This window comes from Agrobacterium sp. YIC 4121 (genome assembly GCF_002008205.1).
Classification (GTDB): Bacteria; Pseudomonadota; Alphaproteobacteria; order Rhizobiales; family Rhizobiaceae; genus Agrobacterium; species Agrobacterium leguminum.
The window spans coordinates 108239-127865 of record NZ_MRDI01000011.1 but is presented as its reverse complement, the minus strand read 5'-3'; the positions used below and the strand labels follow the sequence as shown (position 1 = coordinate 127865).

The 19627-nt window shown below is 59.9% G+C and carries 13 protein-coding genes; 5 read left to right on the top strand and 8 right to left on the bottom strand.

Going from position 1 to position 19627, the window contains the following annotated elements:
• The first annotated feature begins 448 nt into the window (after window positions 1–448).
• The gene (locus BTE54_RS12520; protein WP_020811299.1) at window positions 449–2395 is read left to right on the top strand and encodes a M23 family metallopeptidase; all 1947 of its coding nucleotides are present in this window, start codon (window positions 449–451) and stop codon (window positions 2393–2395) included.
• Between the two features lie 87 nt (window positions 2396–2482).
• Here BTE54_RS12520 and clpB read toward each other — a convergent pair whose 3' ends face one another.
• The 6 genes from clpB to BTE54_RS12485 all read right to left on the bottom strand — a co-directional run bounded on the left by clpB (window position 2483) and on the right by BTE54_RS12485 (window position 12454).
• Window positions 2483–5107 (bottom strand): ATP-dependent chaperone ClpB, encoded by a 2625-nt coding sequence (clpB, locus tag BTE54_RS12515; RefSeq protein WP_078052668.1) that lies wholly within the window; start codon window positions 5105–5107, stop codon window positions 2483–2485.
• 366 nt (window positions 5108–5473) lie between these two features.
• Window positions 5474–6262: a DUF4167 domain-containing protein gene (locus BTE54_RS12505; RefSeq protein WP_078052666.1), complete on the bottom strand. Its 789-nt coding sequence runs from the start codon at window positions 6260–6262 to the stop codon at window positions 5474–5476.
• A 396-nt stretch (window positions 6263–6658) separates the two neighbouring features.
• A complete protein-coding gene (prmC, locus tag BTE54_RS12500; protein WP_078052665.1) occupies window positions 6659–7528 on the bottom strand; it encodes a peptide chain release factor N(5)-glutamine methyltransferase in 870 nt (289 codons plus the stop codon).
• On the bottom strand, window positions 7525–8604 hold the full coding sequence (gene prfA / locus BTE54_RS12495; protein WP_065657303.1) for a peptide chain release factor 1: 1080 nt from the start codon (window positions 8602–8604) through the stop codon (window positions 7525–7527). The genes prmC and prfA overlap by 4 nt, the downstream gene beginning before the upstream one ends.
• Before the next feature lie 130 nt (window positions 8605–8734).
• Complete coding sequence (gene ptsP / locus BTE54_RS12490; RefSeq protein ID WP_065657304.1) at window positions 8735–11002, bottom strand: phosphoenolpyruvate--protein phosphotransferase; 2268 nt, start codon at window positions 11000–11002, stop codon at window positions 8735–8737.
• A gap of 174 nt (window positions 11003–11176) precedes the next feature.
• Window positions 11177–12454: an aspartate kinase gene (locus BTE54_RS12485; protein ID WP_003522538.1), complete on the bottom strand. Its 1278-nt coding sequence runs from the start codon at window positions 12452–12454 to the stop codon at window positions 11177–11179.
• Between the two features lie 390 nt (window positions 12455–12844).
• On the opposite strand from BTE54_RS12485, the gene BTE54_RS12475 reads away from it, so the two are divergent.
• Entirely contained in the window at window positions 12845–14692 is a 1848-nt protein-coding gene (locus BTE54_RS12475; RefSeq protein ID WP_065657305.1) for a DEAD/DEAH box helicase, read from the top strand.
• A 298-nt stretch (window positions 14693–14990) separates the two neighbouring features.
• On the opposite strand, the gene BTE54_RS12470 is transcribed toward BTE54_RS12475, so the two are convergent.
• Complete coding sequence (locus BTE54_RS12470) at window positions 14991–16229, bottom strand: saccharopine dehydrogenase family protein (protein ID WP_065657306.1); 1239 nt, start codon at window positions 16227–16229, stop codon at window positions 14991–14993.
• 60 nt (window positions 16230–16289) lie between these two features.
• Window positions 16290–17387, bottom strand: a complete 1098-nt coding sequence (nspC, locus tag BTE54_RS12465; RefSeq protein ID WP_078052664.1) for a carboxynorspermidine decarboxylase — start codon at window positions 17385–17387, stop codon at window positions 16290–16292.
• Window positions 17388–17660: 273 nt separating this feature from the next.
• Here nspC and BTE54_RS12460 point away from each other — a divergent pair, with 273 nt between their 5' ends.
• From BTE54_RS12460 to galE, 3 genes are all read left to right on the top strand, one after another.
• Window positions 17661–18005 carry a DUF883 family protein gene (locus BTE54_RS12460; RefSeq protein WP_003522534.1) on the top strand — a complete coding sequence of 115 codons (345 nt, stop codon included), beginning with the start codon at window positions 17661–17663 and terminating at the stop codon, window positions 18003–18005.
• A gap of 10 nt (window positions 18006–18015) precedes the next feature.
• Complete coding sequence (locus BTE54_RS12455) at window positions 18016–18453, top strand: hypothetical protein (protein WP_078052663.1); 438 nt, start codon at window positions 18016–18018, stop codon at window positions 18451–18453.
• Between the two features lie 181 nt (window positions 18454–18634).
• On the top strand, window positions 18635–19618 hold the full coding sequence (gene galE / locus BTE54_RS12450; protein ID WP_143240713.1) for a UDP-glucose 4-epimerase GalE: 984 nt from the start codon (window positions 18635–18637) through the stop codon (window positions 19616–19618).
• The last annotated feature ends 9 nt before the right edge of the window (window positions 19619–19627 follow it).

Genomic DNA, 19627 nt, shown 5'->3' with positions numbered 1-19627 from the left:
CATCAACTTGATTTCTTCAGAACGAAAGTCGCCGTCGCCAGCAGCGCCGCCGCCCTCGTTCAGTGAGCGGACTTATAAATCCACCCAACCAAACAAGTCAACACAGCAATATCAAAAAAAATCAGAAATGTGATATCTAACTGATTGTAAAAGGGAATTTCGTTTTCATGAGCTTATCGGCATAAAAAGACGCAACCACACTCCTGGTTTTGCACAGGAGAACAGGCCGCCGGGCATCAAGGCAGGGCTCACGCCTTCTTTTAGCCCCCTTCCTCGCTAATTGCTTCGTCAACGAAGCGTTAATACGAGACATGCCTGCGCGTGTCCTTATATGGGCTGCTGCGACATATCCCGCTGGTGCGTCGACCGATTTGACTCCCAGCTTTGAAAGTTGCACACCTTCGCCTGAAGTTTCTGGAGAGCGCATGACCGACGGGGCACAGCTGGTATGACTGCGGATCGCAATGTGATCCGGTCGCTAGGCACGGAACCGCCAATTCTGGCGGAAGGGCGCCGTGCACCCGATCGTCGCGAAATTTCGCTCCGATGGCTTTCCGGCACGTTCCTCACCGGCATTACCTCTTCCATATTGATGGGCGTGGCGCTGTTTGCCGCTCTTGACGGTCGCCAGCAGCTTGCCATTCCCGCCGAAGCCTTCGCCAAGGCGGATATGGGCAACAATGCCACGGAAGCCGCCCGTCGCGGAACGCGCCTCGTCGCACCGAATATCGCGGCCCGGCCGTCCGACCGGTCGATCATGGAAGTCTCCACCGTCATCAACGAAGGCGACAAGGAAGTGGTCCGCAAGGTCCCCTTCTCTCACGTCAAGATTCCGCTGGCGTCAAATTACGCCAAGCAGGATGACTATCCCGCCTTCGATCCCCTGAATATTTTTGCCAGCAACGAAGACAAGGACGCATCGGCACCCGCGCCTAGCCGGACGGGAACGATCTATGGCTCCGAGGTTGAATCCGAAGTCAGCCTGAAGACTGTCGCCTTTCCCGTCCAGCATTCCAAATATGCCTTCGCCGGCTCATTGAGCTTCGACGAGGTCGAGGAGGCGGTGCGCTCGAACGGTTCGATCCTGACGGATGGCAACGAGCAGCTGGCCGCGCTCTATTATATCGACCCACGCCGTTTCGATAATGATGACGGCGATGTCGACATTACCGCGGGCCTTGCCGCCCGTGTCGTCGAACAGAACATGTCGGTCTCGACCCCGCAGTCAGCCTCGGTGCCTGTCAAGGAATATGCCGACGACGTGATCCCTGCCCGCCAGACCGAAACCATCGAGGCCGCCCTTTTCGGCGCCGGCTATTCGAAGGCGCAGTCCTCGGAAATCGCCGGGCTGCTATCGCCGCAAATCCAGTCGAACAATGTCGAAAGCGGCGATGTGCTGCGCGTCGGCATTATTCAGGAAGACGAGAAAAGCGATATCGTGCGCGTGAGCCTTTATCGCAAGGGCCGTCACATGGTCACCATGGCCATCGATGACAGCAAGCGTTTCATAAAGGCCAGCGAACCGCCGAAGCTCGATGCCGTGGCGACCGCCTTCGACAGCACCCCGGCACCTGCCGCCGGACGCGATCTGCCGAGCGTTTATGACGGGGTCTACCGTGCGGCTCTGGCTTACGGCATGAACCAGGGCATGGTTTCGCAGCTCATCAAGCTTCTGGCCAGCAGCGTCGATTTTCAGGCGCAGCTCAAGCCGGCAGATACGCTCGAAGCCTTCTTCTCCGTGGAAGACGCGGATGGCAAGGCGACGGACAAGTCGGAACTGCTCTACGTCAACGCCAAATTCGGCGACAACGAGACACGTTTTTACCGATTCCAGAACCCGGACGACAACAGCATCGATTATTTCGACGAGAACGGCAAAAGCATCCGGCAATTCCTGTTGCGCAACCCGGTTCCGAACGGCCGCATGACATCCGGTTTCGGCATGCGCCGCCATCCGGTTTTGAAATTCAGCCGCATGCATACCGGCACCGACTGGGCCGCCGCCCGCGGCACGCCGATCATCGCGACGGGCAACGGCACTGTCGAAAAGGCCGGATGGGCCTCCGGTTACGGCAACCAGACGCTGATCCGCCATGCCAATGGCTATGTCTCTTCCTATAACCACCAGAGCGCCATCGCCAAGGGTGTCACCGAAGGCGCAAAGGTCCGGCAGGGCCAGGTCATCGGTTACGTGGGATCGACCGGCCTTTCGACCGGCGCGCATCTGCATTACGAGCTGATCGTCAACGGCACCAAGGTGGACGCAATGAAAGTACGCCTGCCGGGCGGCAAGTCGCTTTCCGGCGAGGCGCTGGCGCGTTTCTCCGATGAGAGAAAGCGCATCGACAATCTGCTGAATATTGACGAAAAGCCCAATCAGGTGGCGAGCCGCTGATCTGCGGGGAGGCCCGAACGATAATCCCGGTCATATGAAAAGGGCCCGGTCATATAAAAAGGGCTCCGTTTCCGGAGCCCTTTCATTTTATGCGGCATCGGCCGTTTCAGCTTCGGCCTCACCCTTGGCGGGCTTGACCTTGAACAGCAGCCGGTCCGTGCCCGAGGTCACCTTGACCCGCGATCCATCCGGCACTTCGCCGCCGAGGATCATTTCGGCAAGCCTGTCCTGAACTGCCTTCTGGATCACCCGCTTCAGCGGACGCGCGCCATAAGCCGGATCGTAACCCTTATTGGCAAGCCAGTTGCGGGCATCCTCATCCAGTTCGAGCGAAATCTTGCGATCGCCGAGCAGCGAGATGAGGCGCTTCAGCTGGATTTCGACAATTGCACCCATTTCGTCGCGCCGCAGGCGGTGGAAGAGGATGATATCGTCGATACGGTTGAGGAATTCCGGCCGGAAATGCGACCGGACCCGCTCCATCACCAGGTCGCGAACCGAATCCACATCGTCATTGTCGCCCATCTGCGTCATGAATTCCGAACCGAGGTTCGAGGTCATGATGATGATGGTGTTCTTGAAATCGACGGTGCGGCCCTGGCCATCCGTGAGGCGGCCATCGTCCAGCACCTGCAAGAGGACGTTGAACACGTCCGGATGCGCTTTCTCGATCTCGTCGAACAGCACGACCTGATAGGGCCGGCGGCGAACCGCTTCCGTGAGCGCCCCGCCTTCTTCGTAACCGACATAGCCGGGAGGCGCACCGATCAGCCGGGCAACGGAGTGTTTCTCCATATATTCCGACATGTCGAGGCGAACCATCGCGGTTTCGTCGTCGAACAGGAAGCGGGCGAGCGACTTGGTCAGCTCGGTCTTGCCTACACCCGTCGGGCCAAGGAAGATGAACGAACCGATCGGCCGGTTGGGATCCTGAAGGCCGGCGCGCGAGCGGCGAACCGCCTTGGAAACCGCCTGAACGGCCTCGCCCTGCCCGACAACGGACTTGGCAAGCTCGTCTTCCATGCGCAGCAGCTTTTCGCGCTGGCCTTCCAGCATCTTGTCGACAGGAATACCGGTCCAGCGGGAAACGACATGGGCGATATTGTCCGCCGTCACCACTTCCTGAACCATCGAGCCGGCGCCGCTGCTATCGCGGGCTTCCGCCGCAGCCAGTTCCTTTTCGAGACCCGGAATGATGCCATAGGTCAGCTCACCGGCGCGCTGGAACTGACCATTGCGCTGGGCAATCGCCAATTCGTTGCGGGCTTCGTCCAGCCGCTTCTTGAGGTCTGCGGCATGGCCGAGCTTCTGCTTTTCCGCCTGCCAGCGGGCCGTCAGCGCATCCGCCTTTTCTTCCGTATCGGCCAACTCGTCCTCGAGCTTCTTGAGGCGGTCGGCGGACGACTGGTCCGTTTCCTGCTTCAGGGCTTCGCGCTCGATCTTGAGCTGAATGATGCGACGATCCAGTTCGTCCAGTTCTTCCGGCTTGGAATCCACCTGCATGCGAAGACGCGAAGCGGCCTCATCCATCAGGTCGATTGCCTTGTCGGGCAGGAAGCGGTCGGTGATATAACGGTTGGAAAGCGTTGCAGCCGCAACCAGGGCCGAATCCGAGATGCGGACCTTGTGATGTTGTTCGTATTTTTCCTTCAGGCCGCGCAGGATCGAGATCGTGTCTTCCACGGTCGGCTCGTCCACAAGAACGGGCTGGAAACGGCGGGCAAGGGCCGGATCCTTCTCCACATGCTTGCGGTACTCATCGAGCGTGGTGGCACCAACGCAGTGCAACTCGCCACGGGCAAGCGCGGGCTTCAGGAGGTTGGACGCATCCATCGCGCCATCGGCCTTGCCGGCGCCGACCAGCGTGTGCATCTCATCGATGAACAAGATGATGCCGCCATTTTCGGCCTGCACTTCATTGAGCACAGCCTTCAGACGTTCTTCGAACTCACCGCGATATTTCGCACCGGCGATCAGCGCGCCCATATCGAGCGCCATCAGCTTCTTGTCCTTCAGGCTTTCCGGCACGTCGCCATTGACGATGCGCAACGCAAGGCCTTCGGCAATCGCCGTTTTACCGACGCCCGGTTCACCGATCAGCACGGGATTGTTCTTGGTACGGCGTGACAGCACCTGGATGGTGCGGCGGATTTCGTCGTCGCGGCCGATCACCGGGTCGAGCTTGCCTTCACGAGCCTCTTCCGTCAGGTCGCGCGCGAATTTCTTCAGCGCATCGAAGCCCTGTTCGGCATTGGCGCTATCGGCGGTGCGGCCCTTGCGGATATCGTTGATGACCTGATTGAGCGCCTGCGCCGTTGCGCCGGCCTTCTTCAGAGAAGCCGAAGTGGTGGCGGAGCTTTCAATCGCAAGTGCCTGCAGCAGACGCTCGACAGTGACGAAACTGTCGCCGGCCTTCTTGGCGAGATCTTCCGCAGTCGAGAATACTTTGGCGAGCGGCGCGGTGAGCGAAAGGCCGCCATTGCCGCCGGAAACCTTGGGCAACTTGGCAAGCGCCGCATTATTGGCAAGACGCGCTTCCTCGGCGTTGCCGCCGGCGCGCTCGATCAGCGATGCCGCCATGCCCTGCTCGTCATCGAGCAGAACTTTCAGAACGTGTTCGGGCGAAAACTGCTGATGGTTTTCGGCCAGGGCAAAGGTCTGTGCCGATTGCAGAAAACCGCGAACGCGTTCGGAGTATTTTTCAATATTCATAGTCGAACCTCCATTGACCGGCCCGCCCGCTTTCGGCACGGCTCCGGGTGTTAGGGTTGAGGCTCCCTCAAAAGGCAAGCCCCGCTACGACAGCCGTGTTTATAGGATTTCACGATCGCCGCCTCTTGATGGTCGGTTGCCGGCGAATGCGGCTTCTGTCCGTCCTGCACGAATATGGGAGGCATTTTCATCGGTTTAAAGGGGAGAAAATCCACCGTCCGGGAAATTTTCACATGATTTGAGAGGTATCAATTCGCCACATGAAACCACGCCGATTGCTGGCGGAATGTTCATCACCAATCGCCAAAAACAAAAAACTCCGGCAAGCCGGAGTTTTTCGATCGCAGAGTAATTTGCAGAAGCTGCTTATTCGGCAGCGTTCTCAAGCGTGGCGGGTGCCGCCTCTTCACCGGCCGGCGCATCTTCGCCTTCGGCGCCTTCCGCAGCGGCGGTGCGGCGCGGGCGGCGCTGGCGCGGTCCGGTTGCACGGCGTGCCTTCGGTGCGCGTTCGCCCGCCGGAGCTTCCGCCTGCTGCTGCTCTTCTTCGACGGCCACTTCCATGGGCGTGCCTTCGATGACGGGCTGCGGCGCCTGGCTGGCGTCGTATACCGGGGGCTGCTGTTCGGCGGCTACCTGCGGCTGGCGCGGCTGACGCTCCTGCCGCTCGCGGCGGTCCGGGCGCTCACGACGCTCCTGGCGCTGTTCGTTCCGCTCAGTACGCTCCTGACGTTCCGGCTGCTGCGCGCGCTCGGCCTGTTCGGCCTGCTGCTGCGGTGCAATGACGCCTTCATCGCCGTCGTTCACATCCATATCGTCGCCGTCGGCAGCATTGTACTCGCCGCGGTCGTCGCGCTGGAAGCGTTCCTGCATCTGGGCCTGAGCCGAAGCGATGATGCGGTTATAGTGTTCAGCGTGCTGCAGATAGTTCTCAGCGATCACGCGGTCGCCGGAACTCTGCGCGTCGCGCGCCAGAGCCGCGTATTTTTCCGCTATGTGCTGGGCTGTGCCACGGATTTTAACATCGGGGCCGGAACTGTCATAAGTCCTGGTGAGCGGGTTGCCGCCCTTGCGGTTGAAGTTGTTGTTACCGCCACCATTGTTATTGTTGTTGTTTCCACGCCCCCGGCCGCGCTTGTTTTGCTGTCCTGGCCTCATCAATTGCTCACCTGAATTCTGTTTTGCTGACAATCTGGTTGTTTTCATGCAATTCCGGGCGGAAAACCGCTGGAAATTTTTCCTGAAATTGCTCCATCACGCGTCTTGCCGAAGATAACCCTTGGGCAAGACCTCGCGTATGACGACCGGCTGCGCAAATGCTGCACCGAGCCGCCTGCGAACAAAGTTTACTGATTCACATGCCGGAAACGCCCAGCCTTTCAGGGCTCTTTAAAGAACCCGCTTCGGGACTGACCCATACCCTGACGAATCTGTGTTCGTCCTCAGCCACCCGGCATGTGGCCGCAAACTATCCCGCTTCCCGCGGAAATCCAAGCCTTTTCTTTTGCTGTGCAAAATATCCTTGCAAAAAATCCGCAGACATATCGCGAACAACTATCTCCGGAAGGTCAAAACTCTGTCGTTACCGCCATAATCCTTCACGGCGTCCAGAAGAGAGAAGCCGTGGGAAGCAAATATAGCGGAAACATCAAGCCTTTGATCGAAACCGATCTCCACACCGACAATCCCGTTTTCCACAAGAAAGCGGCCTGCATCGGCAGCGATGAGGCGGTACGGTGCAAGGCCGTCCTGACCTCCATCCAGCGCCGCCATCGGGTCGTGGTTACGAACCTCCTGGTCAAGCGTTGCGACGATATCAGTCCTTATATAAGGCGGATTCGACACAATTATGTCAAAGCGGCCGGAGATTTTTTCAAACCAGTCGCTGCGTATGGCCTCGAAGCGCCCGCCGAGATCGTTTCGGGCCGCATTCCGGACCGCCGTTTCGAGCGCATCGGCGGAAATATCGCTGCCGATACCGGTTGCTTCGGGGCACTCCTTCAACAGCGCCAGACAGATCGCGCCGGTCCCGGTGCCCATATCCAGAATGCGGGCGCTGCCCTTGGCGGAAACGGCTTTTTTCAGCGCCGGCAACAGGGTATCGACAAGAACTTCCGTATCCGGCCGGGGCTCGAGCGTCTCCTTAGACAAAAGAAGGTCGAGGCCATGAAATTCCCGGTGGCCGAGAATGCGGTGCACAGGCTCGCCATTCGCCCGCCTTTCGATCATGGCCGCGATACGGGCCCTTTCTTTCGGCGTAACGGCACGATCAGGTTTCATCACGAAATCGGTCAATGAAAAACCGACAACCTCCGCAATCAAAAGCCGCGCATCGAGAAGCGGATCGGCGATCCCCGCCGTCTGCAGCCTTTTGCGGGCTGCGGCAAGCGCACTCGCAACACTCGCTTCAGCGGCCGTGCTCAAAGCTGTTCGCCGAGCTGTGCAAGCTGTCCGGCCTGATAATCGGCGATCAGCGCATCCACCAGCTCATCGATCTCGCCTTCGATCATCCGGTCCAGCTTGTAGAGCGTGAGGTTGATGCGGTGATCGGTAACGCGGCCCTGCGGGAAGTTATAGGTGCGGATGCGCTCGGAACGGTCGCCGGAACCAACCTGGCTCTTGCGGTCGGCCGAACGTTCGCTCTCCACCTTCTGGCGCTCGATGTCGTAGAGACGCGAGCGCAGGACCTGCATGGCCTTGGCGCGGTTCTGATGCTGCGATTTCTCCGAGCTGGTAACGATCAGGCCCGTCGGCAGATGGGTGATGCGAACGGCGGAGTCGGTGGTGTTGACGTGCTGGCCGCCCGCACCCGAAGCGCGCATCGTGTCGATGCGAATGTCTTCCGGGCGGATTTCGATATCGATATCTTCCGCTTCCGGCAGCACAGCAACGGTGGCAGCAGACGTATGGATGCGGCCGCTCGCTTCCGTTTCCGGCACGCGCTGCACCCGGTGCACGCCGGATTCGAATTTCAGCTTGGAGAACACCCCTCGCCCGCTGATCGTCGCGATGATTTCCTTGTAACCGCCCGCTTCGCCCTCGCTTGCGGAAAGCACTTCCACCTTCCAGCCCTTGGTCGAGGCAAAGCGCTCATACATGCGGAACAGATCGCCGGCGAAAAGGGCTGCCTCGGAGCCACCAGTGCCTGCGCGAATTTCGAGAATCGCGCTTTTTTCGTCCGCCGCATCCTTCGGCAGCAGCAGAACCTGCATGTCCTTTTCAAGCTCGCCGATGCGGACCTCGACATCCGGCAGCTCCATTTCCGCCAGGTCGCGCATATCCTTGTCGGTCGACTTGTCGGCCAGCAGCGCCTCCAGATCGGCGGCTTCGGAAACCGCCTTCTCGTAGTCGCGGATTTTCTTCACCACCGGCTCGAGTTCGGAATATTCCGAAGCCAGTTTCACATAGACATCCGCAGCAGGCCCGGCCGACATACGCGCTTCGATCTCACCGAAACGCCTTTCCAACTCGCGCATTTTTTCGACGGGAAGCTTCGCCACCAGTCACTCCAATAATGAAACAGGTCTTTTAGAGGGCTTTCGCTTTTCTTCGAAACGCGAAAACGCTTTAACCTTTTGCTTTAACGCATTTCCGGACGGAAAACCGGAATCCACTTTTCCTGGAAATGCTCTAAATGGGAATGGAATGCGTTGCGGCAAAGCGTAACAACACCTCGCGCGCGCTTTCCAGCGAATTATGGTCGTCCAGCGCCGCGTTCAGCTCTTCGGCGAGGCGCGCGGCATCGAGCCCGAGAAGCATGGCCTTGACCGGACCGATGGCCGTCGGCGACATGGAAACAGAACGGAAACCGAGGCCGATCAAAGCCATGGCCGAAAGCGGCTTGCCCGCCATTTCGCCGCACAGCGTGACCGATGTGTGGTGCCTTTCGCCGGCGCGGACGATATCGCGCAGAATGCGCAGGAACGGCTTGCCGAGATTGTCGAAACGATCCGAAACACGCGCATTGCCGCGGTCTACCGCCATCGAGAACTGGAACAGGTCGTTCGAACCGACGGACACGAAATCCACCTCCTGCATCAGCTCATCGAGCTGCCACATCAGGGAGGGCACTTCCAGCATGGCGCCGAATTGCAGCTTTTTCGGCAGCGCATGGCTGAATTTCGAAAGATGCTGCACTTCCTTCTGCAGAAGGTCGCGAGCGGCGCGGATTTCCGACACTTCCGTCACCATCGGCAGCATCATGCGCAGCTCGGCGCCCGAGGCGGCGCGTAGCAGCGCACGCATCTGCGTGCGCATCAGGCCCGGCCGGTCGAGCGACAGGCGGATCGCCCGCCAGCCCAGCGCCGGATTTTCCTCTTCCTGGCCGCGCATATAAGAAACGACCTTGTCGCCGCCGATATCGAGCGTGCGGAAGGTGACGCTCTTGCCCTTCGCCTGCCGCAGGACGGAGCGGTAGAACGCCTCCTGCTCCTCGCCCTTCGGCATGTTGGAGGCGATCATGAATTGCAGCTCGGTGCGGAACAGGCCAATGCCGTCGGCGCCGGATTCGTCGAGCTGCGGCAGGTCCACCAGAAGGCCCGCATTCATCTTCAGATTGACCTTCTGGCCATCCTTGGTGATCGGCTCGACATTGCGCAGCGCCCGGAACTGCTCCTGCCGCCGGGCCCGCAGGCGCACCTTTTCTTCATAAGCACGCTGCAAATCCGACATCGGGCGCAGATGCACCTGGCCGTCATCGCCATCGATAATGATGGGATCGTTGTTTTCCGCCAGAGCGACGATACCGGTCGCCTGTCCGATGATCGGAATGCCCATGGCGCGGGCCACAATGACGACATGGCTCGTCACCGCGCCGTCTTCCAGCACCAGACCACGCAGTTTTTCACGCGGGTAATCCAGCAGTTCGGCAGCACCCATGGCGCGCGCCAGAACGATGGCGTCGAGCGGGAAATCCTGCTCCGGCCCACGACCGCCAAAACCGATCAACTGCCGCAGCAGCCGGTTGGCGAGATCGTCGAAATCATGCATGCGCTCGCGCAGATAGGGATCGGTCAGGCGCATCATGCGCGCCTTGGTGTCGCTCTGCACCTTCTCGACCGCCGCCTCCGCCGTCAGGCCGTTTCGGATCGCCTCTTCCATGCGCCGCACCCAGCCCTGGTCGTGAGCGAACATGCGGTAGGTTTCCAGAACCTCGCGGTGCTCACCCTCGGTCGGCACGTCGCGACGCTGCAGCATGTCGTCGATGGACAGACGCAGCGAGCCGATGGCATCGGCAAGACGCCGGATTTCCGTATCGGCATCTTCATTGAGCAGGTTGGTGACGACGATGCGCGGATCGTGCAGCACGACATGGCCAAGACCGATGCCTTCGCCATAGCCGTCGCCATCGATGGAGACGGCGCGCGTCAGATCCAGCTCCACCCCGGGGCGGGTGATCTTCTTCAACTCGCCGCTCGCCACTATTTCGGCAATGAGCATCGCGGTTGTCTCAAGCGCTTCCACTTCATCCTCCCGGTATGTTCGGCTGGCCTTGTTCTGGACCACAAGAACGCCAAGAGTGCGACCGGAACGCAAAATCGGCACGCCGAGGAAGGAATGATAAATTTCCTCACCGGTTTCAGGAAGATAGCGGAAAGCGGGATGCGCCTGCGCATCGGAAAGATTGAGAGGTTGGGCGGAAGCGGCGATGGTGCCGACAAGACCCTGCCCCATTTTCAGCTGGGCAAGATGCACGGCATCCTTGTTCAGACCTTCGGTCGCGTAAAGCTCGAGCACGCTGTCGGAGCGCAGCACATAGACCGAGCAAACCTCCGCCACCATGTTGCTGGCAATCTGACGGACGATCTGGTCCAGACGGTCCTGCGGTTCAAGGTGCTCCGCCATCATTTCGCGCAGCCGCTTGAGCAGGACGCGCGGACCTGCGGAAAGGTCTCTCATCGCGTTTGCTCCCCGACACTTCCGATCCGAATGTCATAATATTCGGGAATCAAAAGGTCATTTAAAAATTTATAGCGCGAGAAGCGCGTCCCGCAAGGGACACGCTTTCATGAAACGCCACATCGGAAGAACGCAACTCCGAAGAATCGGAGCATCGGGAACCGATGTCTCGGCTTAGCTCTTATCGAGACCGTAGGCGGAATGCAAAGTGCGAACCGCAAGTTCGGCATAGGCGCCGTCGATCAGGATCGAAATCTTGATCTCGGAGGTGGTGATCGCCTTGATGTTGATGTTCTTCTCGGCAAGCGCCTTAAACGCGCTGGCGGCAACGCCGGCGTGGCTGCGCATGCCGATACCGATGACCGAAACCTTGGCGAGACCGGTCTCGTTCTGCGCGACGTCGAAGCCGATCTGGGCCTTGTTGTCTTCCAGAAGCTTGATCGCCTTGGCAACGTCGCCCGAAGGAACGGTGAAGGTCATGTCGGTGCGCGAACCGTCTTCGGAGATGTTCTGCACGATCATGTCGACGTTGATATGCGCTTCGGCGAGCGGCCCGAAGATCGCGGCGGAAACGCCCGGACGGTCGGCCACGCGGCGCAGCGAGATCTGTGCTTCATCCTTGGCATAGGCGATGCCGGTTACGACTTCCTGTTCCACGATTTCATCCTCGTCACAAATCAAAGTACCGGGCGGGTTGATGAGGTCGCCCATGCCCGGCGCATCGGGATCCTCGAAACTGGAGCGAACGAAGGTGCGCACCTTGTGTACCATGGCAAGCTCGACCGAGCGAACCTGCAGAACCTTCGCGCCAAGAGACGCCATTTCGAGCATTTCCTCGAAGGCGATCTTCTTCATGCGGCGAGCCTTGGGCTCGATGCGCGGATCGGTCGTATAAACGCCGTCGACATCGGTATAGATGTCGCAACGATCCGCCTTGACGGCAGCGGCAATTGCAACGGCGGACGTATCCGAACCGCCGCGTCCGAGCGTCGCGATGCGATTGTCCGGGCCGATGCCCTGGAAACCGGCGACAACGGCAACCTGGCCTTCACCCATGCGATGGATGATATCTGAACCGTCGATTTCAAGAATGCGGGCGGCGCCATGTGCATTGTCGGTGCGGATCGGGATCTGCCAGCCCTGCCAGGAGCGCGCATTGATGCCCATGGATTGCAGCGTGATCGCCAGAAGGCCTGACGTCACCTGCTCGCCGGATGCAACAACCGCGTCATATTCGCGCGCATCGAAAAAGGAGGCGGCATTGGCGCCGGCCACCTTCGCGGCGTTCTGCACCCAGTCCACCAGCTCATTGGTTTTGCCGGACATGGCGGAAACGACCACGGCCACTTCATGGCCGGCATCCACTTCGCGTTTCACATGCCGTGCGACATTGTGAATGCGTTCGAGGTTCGCGACGGACGTGCCGCCGAATTTCATGACAATGCGAGCCATAGCCTTGACCAGTACCATCCCATTTTCCCGCCGGCTCCTTCAGGAAGCGGACGGACAAGAACAAACCCAGTCGGCTCTTCCTGACAAAGAGCCTCAAGTTGCGGGTCTCTTAGCGAAAAGGCGGGGGGCACGCAATGCCGTTTATGAACCATGCGGTACGCCTTTTTCGCAGCGTCGCTCCGGAACAATGGCGGGATGAAAACGTCGGCGGGATAAAGCACCCGCAAAAGAGCGTACCGCAGTGCACTGTACAAACCGGCCCATTCGCAGTATGAGCGCGGCAATGCAACCGGCCAGATGGCCGAAATGGCCTGTATCGGCTGCCCCGGAGACTTTAGGACCTATTGGTTTCGGGCGGATGCGGGCGGCTTCATATCCGAAAGACGGTAGATGACAGACACCCAGGGTATCGCCCCGGCGATCGCGCAGGCGTTGGAAAAACGCGGCTATAAAGATTTGACCCCCGTGCAGCAGGCCATGCTTGCACCCGAACTGGCCGACAAGGATGCGCTGGTTTCCGCACAGACCGGCTCCGGCAAGACGGTTGCCTTCGGCATCGCACTGGCGCCGACGCTGCTGCCGGAGAGCGGCCGCTTCGGTCAGGCTTCCGCACCCTTGGCGCTCGCCATCGCGCCGACCCGCGAACTGGCCATGCAGGTCAAGCGCGAGCTGGAGTGGCTCTATGAATTCGCAGGTGTCTCGATTGCCTCCTGCGTCGGCGGCATGGATGTGCGCAACGAGCGCCGGGCGCTCGAACGCGGCGCTCACATCGTCGTCGGCACGCCCGGGCGTCTTTGCGACCATATCAAGCGTGGCGCGCTCGATCTGTCGTCCATCCGCGCCGTGGTGCTGGATGAGGCCGACGAGATGCTCGATCTCGGTTTCCGTGAAGATCTGGAATTCATTCTGGAAGAATCGCCGGAAACCCGCCGCACGCTGATGTTCTCGGCCACCGTTCCGCGCAGCATCGCCAAGCTTGCGGAAAGCTACCAGAAGAACGCCGTGCGCATCGCCACCGCTTCCGAACAGAAGCAGCATGTGGATATCGAATACCGCGCCATGCTGGTGACGCCGGCCGACCGCGAGAACGCCATCATCAATGCGCTGCGCTTTTATGAAGCCCGCAACGCCATCGTCTTCTGCTCCACCCGTGCGGCGGTGAACCATCTGACGGCGCGGCTCAACAATCGCGGCTTTGCCGTCGTGGCCCTTTCCGGCGAACTGACCCAGAACGAGCGCACCCATGCGCTGCAGGCCATGCGCGACGGCCGCGCCCGCGTTTGTGTGGCGACCGACGTTGCCGCCCGCGGTATCGACTTGCCGGGTCTCGAACTCGTCATCCACGCCGACCTGCCGACCAATTCCGAAACGCTTCTGCATCGCTCCGGCCGCACCGGCCGCGCCGGTCAGAAGGGCGTCAGCGCCATCGTGGTGCCGATCAACCAGCGCCGCAAGGCAGAGCGCCTGCTGGAAGGCGCCAAGGTCAGCCCGGCATGGGTTCGCCCGCCTTCCGCCGAAGAGATCGTTGAGCGCGACGGCGCCCGGCTTCTGGCCGACCCGTCGCTGACCGAGGCCGTGGCCGAGGACGAGCGCGATTTCGTCACCAGGCTGCTCGAACAGCACGGCGCTGAAAAGGTCGCCGCCGCTTTCGTGCGCCTGTACCACGCCGGACGTTCCGCGCCCGAAGACATCGCCGAAGTCTCGCTGGACAACAATCGCAAGCCGCGCCGCGACAGTTTCGAAACGGTCGAGAACAATGCGCCGCGCCGCGAACGCTCCGACTTCGCCGACAGCGCCTGGTTCTCGCTGTCCGTCGGCCGCAAGCAGAGCGCCGAACCGCGCTGGCTGATCCCCATGCTCTGCCGTTTCGGCAAGATCACCCGCCAGGATATCGGCGCGATCCGCATGCAGCAGACGGAAACCTTCGTGGAACTGGCGGCCGATGCTGTCGACCGTTTCACCTCCGCCATCGGCAAGGACATGACGCTCGAAAAGGGCATCCGTCTGAAGGCGCTGGAAGGCAAGCCGGAAATGACCGGCGGTTTCCGCGAAGACACGCGCCCGGCCAAGGCGCAGCGGAAATTCAGCAAATCGGACAATGCAAGCGGCCCCCGCGATGACCGCAAGGGCGACGATAAGCCCTGGAAAAAGAAGAAGCCCTTCGGCGACAAGCCGAAATACGAGGGCAAGAAGGACAAGCCCTTCGAAAAGCGTGGGCCGAAGCCGACGAAGGGCTGAGGGCCACTCGTCACAAGCCTCAGCAATCTCGGCTCACGTTCATCTGGGAGTTGAGACCGGCAGCAAGGTTTCGGCCGTCATGCCGGCCTTGAGCCGGCATCCAGCCACGGCGCGTCTGCGCCGTGAGAAGACTCTCCCGCGATCAAGGACTTGATCGCGCTGGACCCCGGACTAAATCCGGGGTGACGGTAAGGATGCTACGAATTCGCCAAACTATTCTGGTCGGCAGACGTCGCCACCAACAAAAAAGCCCCGCTTTCGCGGGGCTTTCTATTTAACGCAATCACAACACCGGCAATCAGAACTCCAGCGCGCGATCGCCGTTTTCGTCCTTGATGCGGTTCGGAAGGCCGATCTTGTTCAGAAGGTTCAGGAACGGCTTCGGCGGCAGTTCTTCCACATTGGCCATCTGCTTCACGTCCCATTCGCCGGTGGCGATGAGCATGGCGGCGGCGACCGGCGGAACGCCGGCGGTGTAAGAAATGCCCTGCGAGCCGACTTCTTCATAGGCTTCCTTGTGGTCGGCCACGTTGTAGATGAAGACTTCGCGCTCCTTGCCGTCCTTGATACCCTTGACGATATCGCCGATGCAGGTCTTGCCGACGTAGTCGGGCGCCAGCGAAGACGGATCGGGCAGCACGGCCTTGACCACCTTCAGCGGCACGACTTCCAGGCCTTCGGCGGTCTTGACCGGCTTTTCGGACAGGAGGCCGAGGTTCTTCAGCACGGTGAAGACGTTGATATAGTGATCGCCAAAGCCCATCCAGAAGCGCACATCGGCACCGTCCATGTTCTTGGACAGCGAATGCACTTCGTCATGGCCGGTCATATAGGCCTTCTGCTTGCCGACGACCGGCAGGTCGAATTCCTGGCCGACTTCAAACATCTGGTTCGTCTGCCACTGACCATTCTGCCAGGAGTAGACGACGCCCGTGAATTCGCGGAAGTTGATTTCCGGATCGAAGTTGGTCGAGAACCACCGGCCATGGCTGCCGGCATTGATATCGACGATATCGACCGAGGTGACCTTGTCGAAATAGTCATCCTTGGCGAGACGCGCATAGGCGTTGACCACGCCCGGATCGAAACCGACGCCGAGAATGGCGGTAATGCCCTTCTCCTTGCACTCTTCAGCGCGCTTCCACTCGTAGTTTCCGTACCACGGCGGCGTCTCGCAGATCTTGGTCGGATCCTCGTGGATCGCCGTATCCATATAGGCAACACCCGTGTCCATGCAGGCACGAAGAACGGACATGTTGACGAAAGCCGAACCGACGTTGATGACGATTTCAACACCGGTCTGTTTAATCAAGGCTTTCGTCGCCTCGATATCCATCGCGTCAAGCGCATGGGCCTCAAGTTTTACATCTGTCTTGAGGCTCTTCTTTTCGCGTACGGACTCGACAATCTTGCGGCACTTTCCCAAAGTCCGTGACGCAATATGAATGTCTCCCAATACATCGCTGTTCTGGGCGCATTTATGCGCCACGACCTGTGCTACGCCACCGGCGCCGATGATCAGAACGTTCTTCTTCATTTCAGGTGATGCCTCCTTTTCCCCGCAGGGATGAGCTTCGTTTCATGTTAAAAACAGGGTTTAAGACAGGCTTTGCTCGAAATCGGCAAAGTCGAATTCACGAACGGCGCGTACGGTGCCGTCCAGTTCCTTGATGGCGATCGCCGGCATCTTGACGCCGTTGAACCAGTTCTTCTTGACCATGGTGTAGCCGGCCGCGTCCTGGAAGGAGATACGGTCGCCGACCTTCAATTCCCTGTCGAAGCGGAAATCGCCGAAAATATCGCCTGCAAGGCAGGATTTGCCGCAGACCATGTAGGGATGCTCGCCCTCGTTCGGCGAAACCTTGGCGCTCTCACGATAGATCAGCAGATCGAGCATATGCGCTTCGATGGAGCTGTCGACGATGGCGAGGTTCTTGCCGTTAAACAGCGTGTCGAGAACCGTCACTTCGAGCGTCGTGCTCTTCGTGATCGAGGCTTCGCCCGGCTCCAGATAGACCTGCACGCCGTATTTTTCCGAGAAGGCGCGCAGACGGTCGCAGAACTGGTCGAGCGGATAATTGTCGCCGGTAAAGTGGATGCCGCCGCCGAGGCTGACCCACTCCGCACGCGACAGCAGCGATCCGAATTTCTCCTCAATCTGCGTCAACATGCGGTCGAACAGCGAAAAATCGCTGTTTTCGCAATTATTGTGGATCATGAAGCCGGAGATACGGTCCATGACCTTGTCGACCTTGGCGACATCCCATTCGCCCAGCCGGCTGAAGGGGCGCGCAGGATCGGCAAGATCGAAGCTCGAGGAGCTGACCTGCGGGTTGAGGCGCAGACCGCGTGTGATGCCGGAGGCCTTGTCGGCGAAACGCTCGAGCTGACCGATGGAATTGAAGATGATCTTGTCCGCATTCGCAATCACCTCGTCGATTTCATAATCGGCATAGGCGACGGAATAGGCATGGGTCTCGCCGCCGAATTTCTCGCGGCCGAGGCGCACTTCATAAAGCGAGGACGAGGTGGTGCCGTCCATATATTGCGACATGAAATCGAACACCGACCATGTGGCGAAGCACTTCAGCGCCAAGAGCGCCTTGGCGCCGGATTTTTCCCGCACATAGGCAATCTTCTCCATGTTGCGAAGAAGTTTTGTCTTGTCGATCAGGTAATAGGGCGTCTGGAGCATGTCGTTTCACATATTGATTGAAGTCAAGGTACGTCTCGATGATGGGCCTTATAGGATGCTTGTGACAGGAAAACAAATGTCAGGCACCGAATTCCTCGAAAATCGCCCCCGAGCCGAAGTGGCATCAAGAAAACCCGTCCCGTTGCGGAACCAAGCCGGCATCGGCGCGTTTGACTGACGGACAGGCGGGTGTTTCGGCCGCCGAAACGAAGCTTCACGGACGACGGTGACGTGTCGTCGTCCCATCAATGATGTTCAGGAAGGACCTCACCTATGGCAAGCGTGCGTAGCAGCGTCAGCGACAAGATCCAGCAATCCCTCGAAAACGGCGATGCGGCCGATGTGGCAGCGCAGCTCGCCCAGCTTCGCGAAGATCTGGCTAGTCTTGCCAAAAGCGTGAAGGCGCTCGGCGTCGGCGCTTCGCATGAGCTGAAGGCGCAGGCCGCCCGTGTGGCCGATGACGCCCTCACCGCATCCGGAGAAATGGCCGACAGCGTTCGCAATGAAATCTCCACGCTCAACGACAACCTCACCGACCACGTCCAGAAGAACCCGCTCCAGTCGCTCGGCATCGCCGTCGGCGTCGGTTTCGTGCTCGCCCTCCTGACGCGTCGATAAGGCCGCGCTCATGCTTGAGGCATTGCTGGTCTATCTGGGGGAGACCCAGCGCGAGGGGCGCGTCGTCACAAGGCGATTGCGCGCGACCATAACCCTGTCGGTTCTGACCGGGATATTCTTCCTGATCGCCTTCATCGCCGCCGTGGTGGCAGGCTCTATCTATCTTGCCCGGCATGTGGGCGCAGGCCCCGCGGCGCTCGTCGTCGCGGGGACCGCGTTCCTGCTCGGCGTCATCATGCTGGTGGCGCTGGCGATCATCAAACGTCCGAGGGTCTATGCAGCACGTCCCGCTGTCACTCCTTTGACGGCGGCGCCGCTTGCCGCAGCGCCGCTCGCCCTGCAATCGCTGCTTACGCTGGCGATCCAGGCGCGTCCCTATGCGACGCTCGCCGTGGCTGTCGCGGCCGGTTTCCTGGCCACAAGGGTCAATACGAAAAAGTCCAAGTAATTTCTTGGCGACACGACAAGGCAAACCGCGCGTCCAGACGATGGATGCGCGGTTTTTTTTATGTTACCCGCGAAGGATAGACTGGTTGATGGCGTTACCCGCCACGCCGCCCTTATTTGAACAAAGTGACATACAGTCTCGGGCAGTCTCGGCGCGTCCGTAATTTTCTGAAAGGCAATTGATGAAGAAGAAAGTCCTTGTCGTCGGCGGTGCCGGCTATATCGGTTCGCACACCTGCCTTCTCCTGTCTGAGCGAGGATATGAACCGGTCGTTTTCGACAATCTGTCCAACGGGCATGAGGAATTCGTCCGCTGGGGACCATTCGAACAGGGCGATATTCGCGACCGGGCGCGGCTGGATGAGGTCTTCGCCAAACACCGGCCGGTAGCCGTTCTGCATTTCGCAGCGCTGATCGAAGTCGGTGAATCGGTCAAGCAGCCCGTGGCTTTCTACGACAACAATGTCATCGGCTCGCTCAACCTGCTCTCCGCCGCCATCGATGCCGGCGTCACGGCATTCGTTTTTTCGTCCACCTGCGCAACTTACGGGTTGCCGGAACAGGTGCCGATCGACGAGACGCACCGGCAGGCGCCGATCAACCCCTATGGCCGCACCAAATGGGTGGTGGAGCAGGCGCTGAAGGACTACAGCACCTATAAGGGGCTGCGCTCCGTGATGCTGCGCTACTTCAATGCCGCCGGCGCGGATTTCGAAGGCCGCATCGGCGAATGGCACAAGCCGGAAACCCACGCGATCCCGCTGGCCATCGAGGCCGCACTCGGCCGGCGTCAGGGCTTCAAGGTGTTCGGCACGGATTACGACACGCGCGACGGCACCTGCGTGCGCGACTATATCCACATTCTCGATCTCGCCGATGCGCATGTGCGGGCCGTGGATTATCTGCTGGCCGGCGGGGAGACCGTCGAACTCAACCTCGGCACCGGCACCGGCACCACGGTGAAAGAATTGCTGGCGGCGATTTCGGACGTTTCCGGCCGCCCCTTCCCCGTTGAATATACCGGGCGGCGCGATGGCGATTCCACGACACTCGTTGCCAATAACGACAAGGCGAAGGAGGTTCTCGGCTGGGAGCCGCGTTATTCCCTGTCGGACATCATCAAATCCGCCTGGGCGTGGCATTCCTCCCGCAATGCCGGGGATTGAACAGCCGGC

What these genes read in the sequence shown, in the direction of transcription:
- BTE54_RS12520 (WP_020811299.1), top strand. Translation starts at nt 449, where the DNA reads ATGACTGCGGATCGCAATGTGATCCGGTCGCTAGGCACGGAACCGCCA.
- clpB (WP_078052668.1), bottom strand. Translation starts at nt 5,107, where the DNA reads ATGAATATTGAAAAATACTCCGAACGCGTTCGCGGTTTTCTGCAATCG.
- BTE54_RS12505 (WP_078052666.1), bottom strand. Translation starts at nt 6,262, where the DNA reads ATGAGGCCAGGACAGCAAAACAAGCGCGGCCGGGGGCGTGGAAACAAC.
- ptsP (WP_065657304.1), bottom strand. Translation starts at nt 11,002, where the DNA reads ATGAGAGACCTTTCCGCAGGTCCGCGCGTCCTGCTCAAGCGGCTGCGC.
- BTE54_RS12485 (WP_003522538.1), bottom strand. Translation starts at nt 12,454, where the DNA reads ATGGCTCGCATTGTCATGAAATTCGGCGGCACGTCCGTCGCGAACCTC.
- BTE54_RS12475 (WP_065657305.1), top strand. Translation starts at nt 12,845, where the DNA reads ATGACAGACACCCAGGGTATCGCCCCGGCGATCGCGCAGGCGTTGGAA.
- BTE54_RS12470 (WP_065657306.1), bottom strand. Translation starts at nt 16,229, where the DNA reads ATGAAGAAGAACGTTCTGATCATCGGCGCCGGTGGCGTAGCACAGGTC.
- nspC (WP_078052664.1), bottom strand. Translation starts at nt 17,387, where the DNA reads ATGCTCCAGACGCCCTATTACCTGATCGACAAGACAAAACTTCTTCGC.
- BTE54_RS12460 (WP_003522534.1), top strand. Translation starts at nt 17,661, where the DNA reads ATGGCAAGCGTGCGTAGCAGCGTCAGCGACAAGATCCAGCAATCCCTC.
- BTE54_RS12455 (WP_078052663.1), top strand. Translation starts at nt 18,016, where the DNA reads ATGCTTGAGGCATTGCTGGTCTATCTGGGGGAGACCCAGCGCGAGGGG.
- galE (WP_143240713.1), top strand. Translation starts at nt 18,635, where the DNA reads ATGAAGAAGAAAGTCCTTGTCGTCGGCGGTGCCGGCTATATCGGTTCG.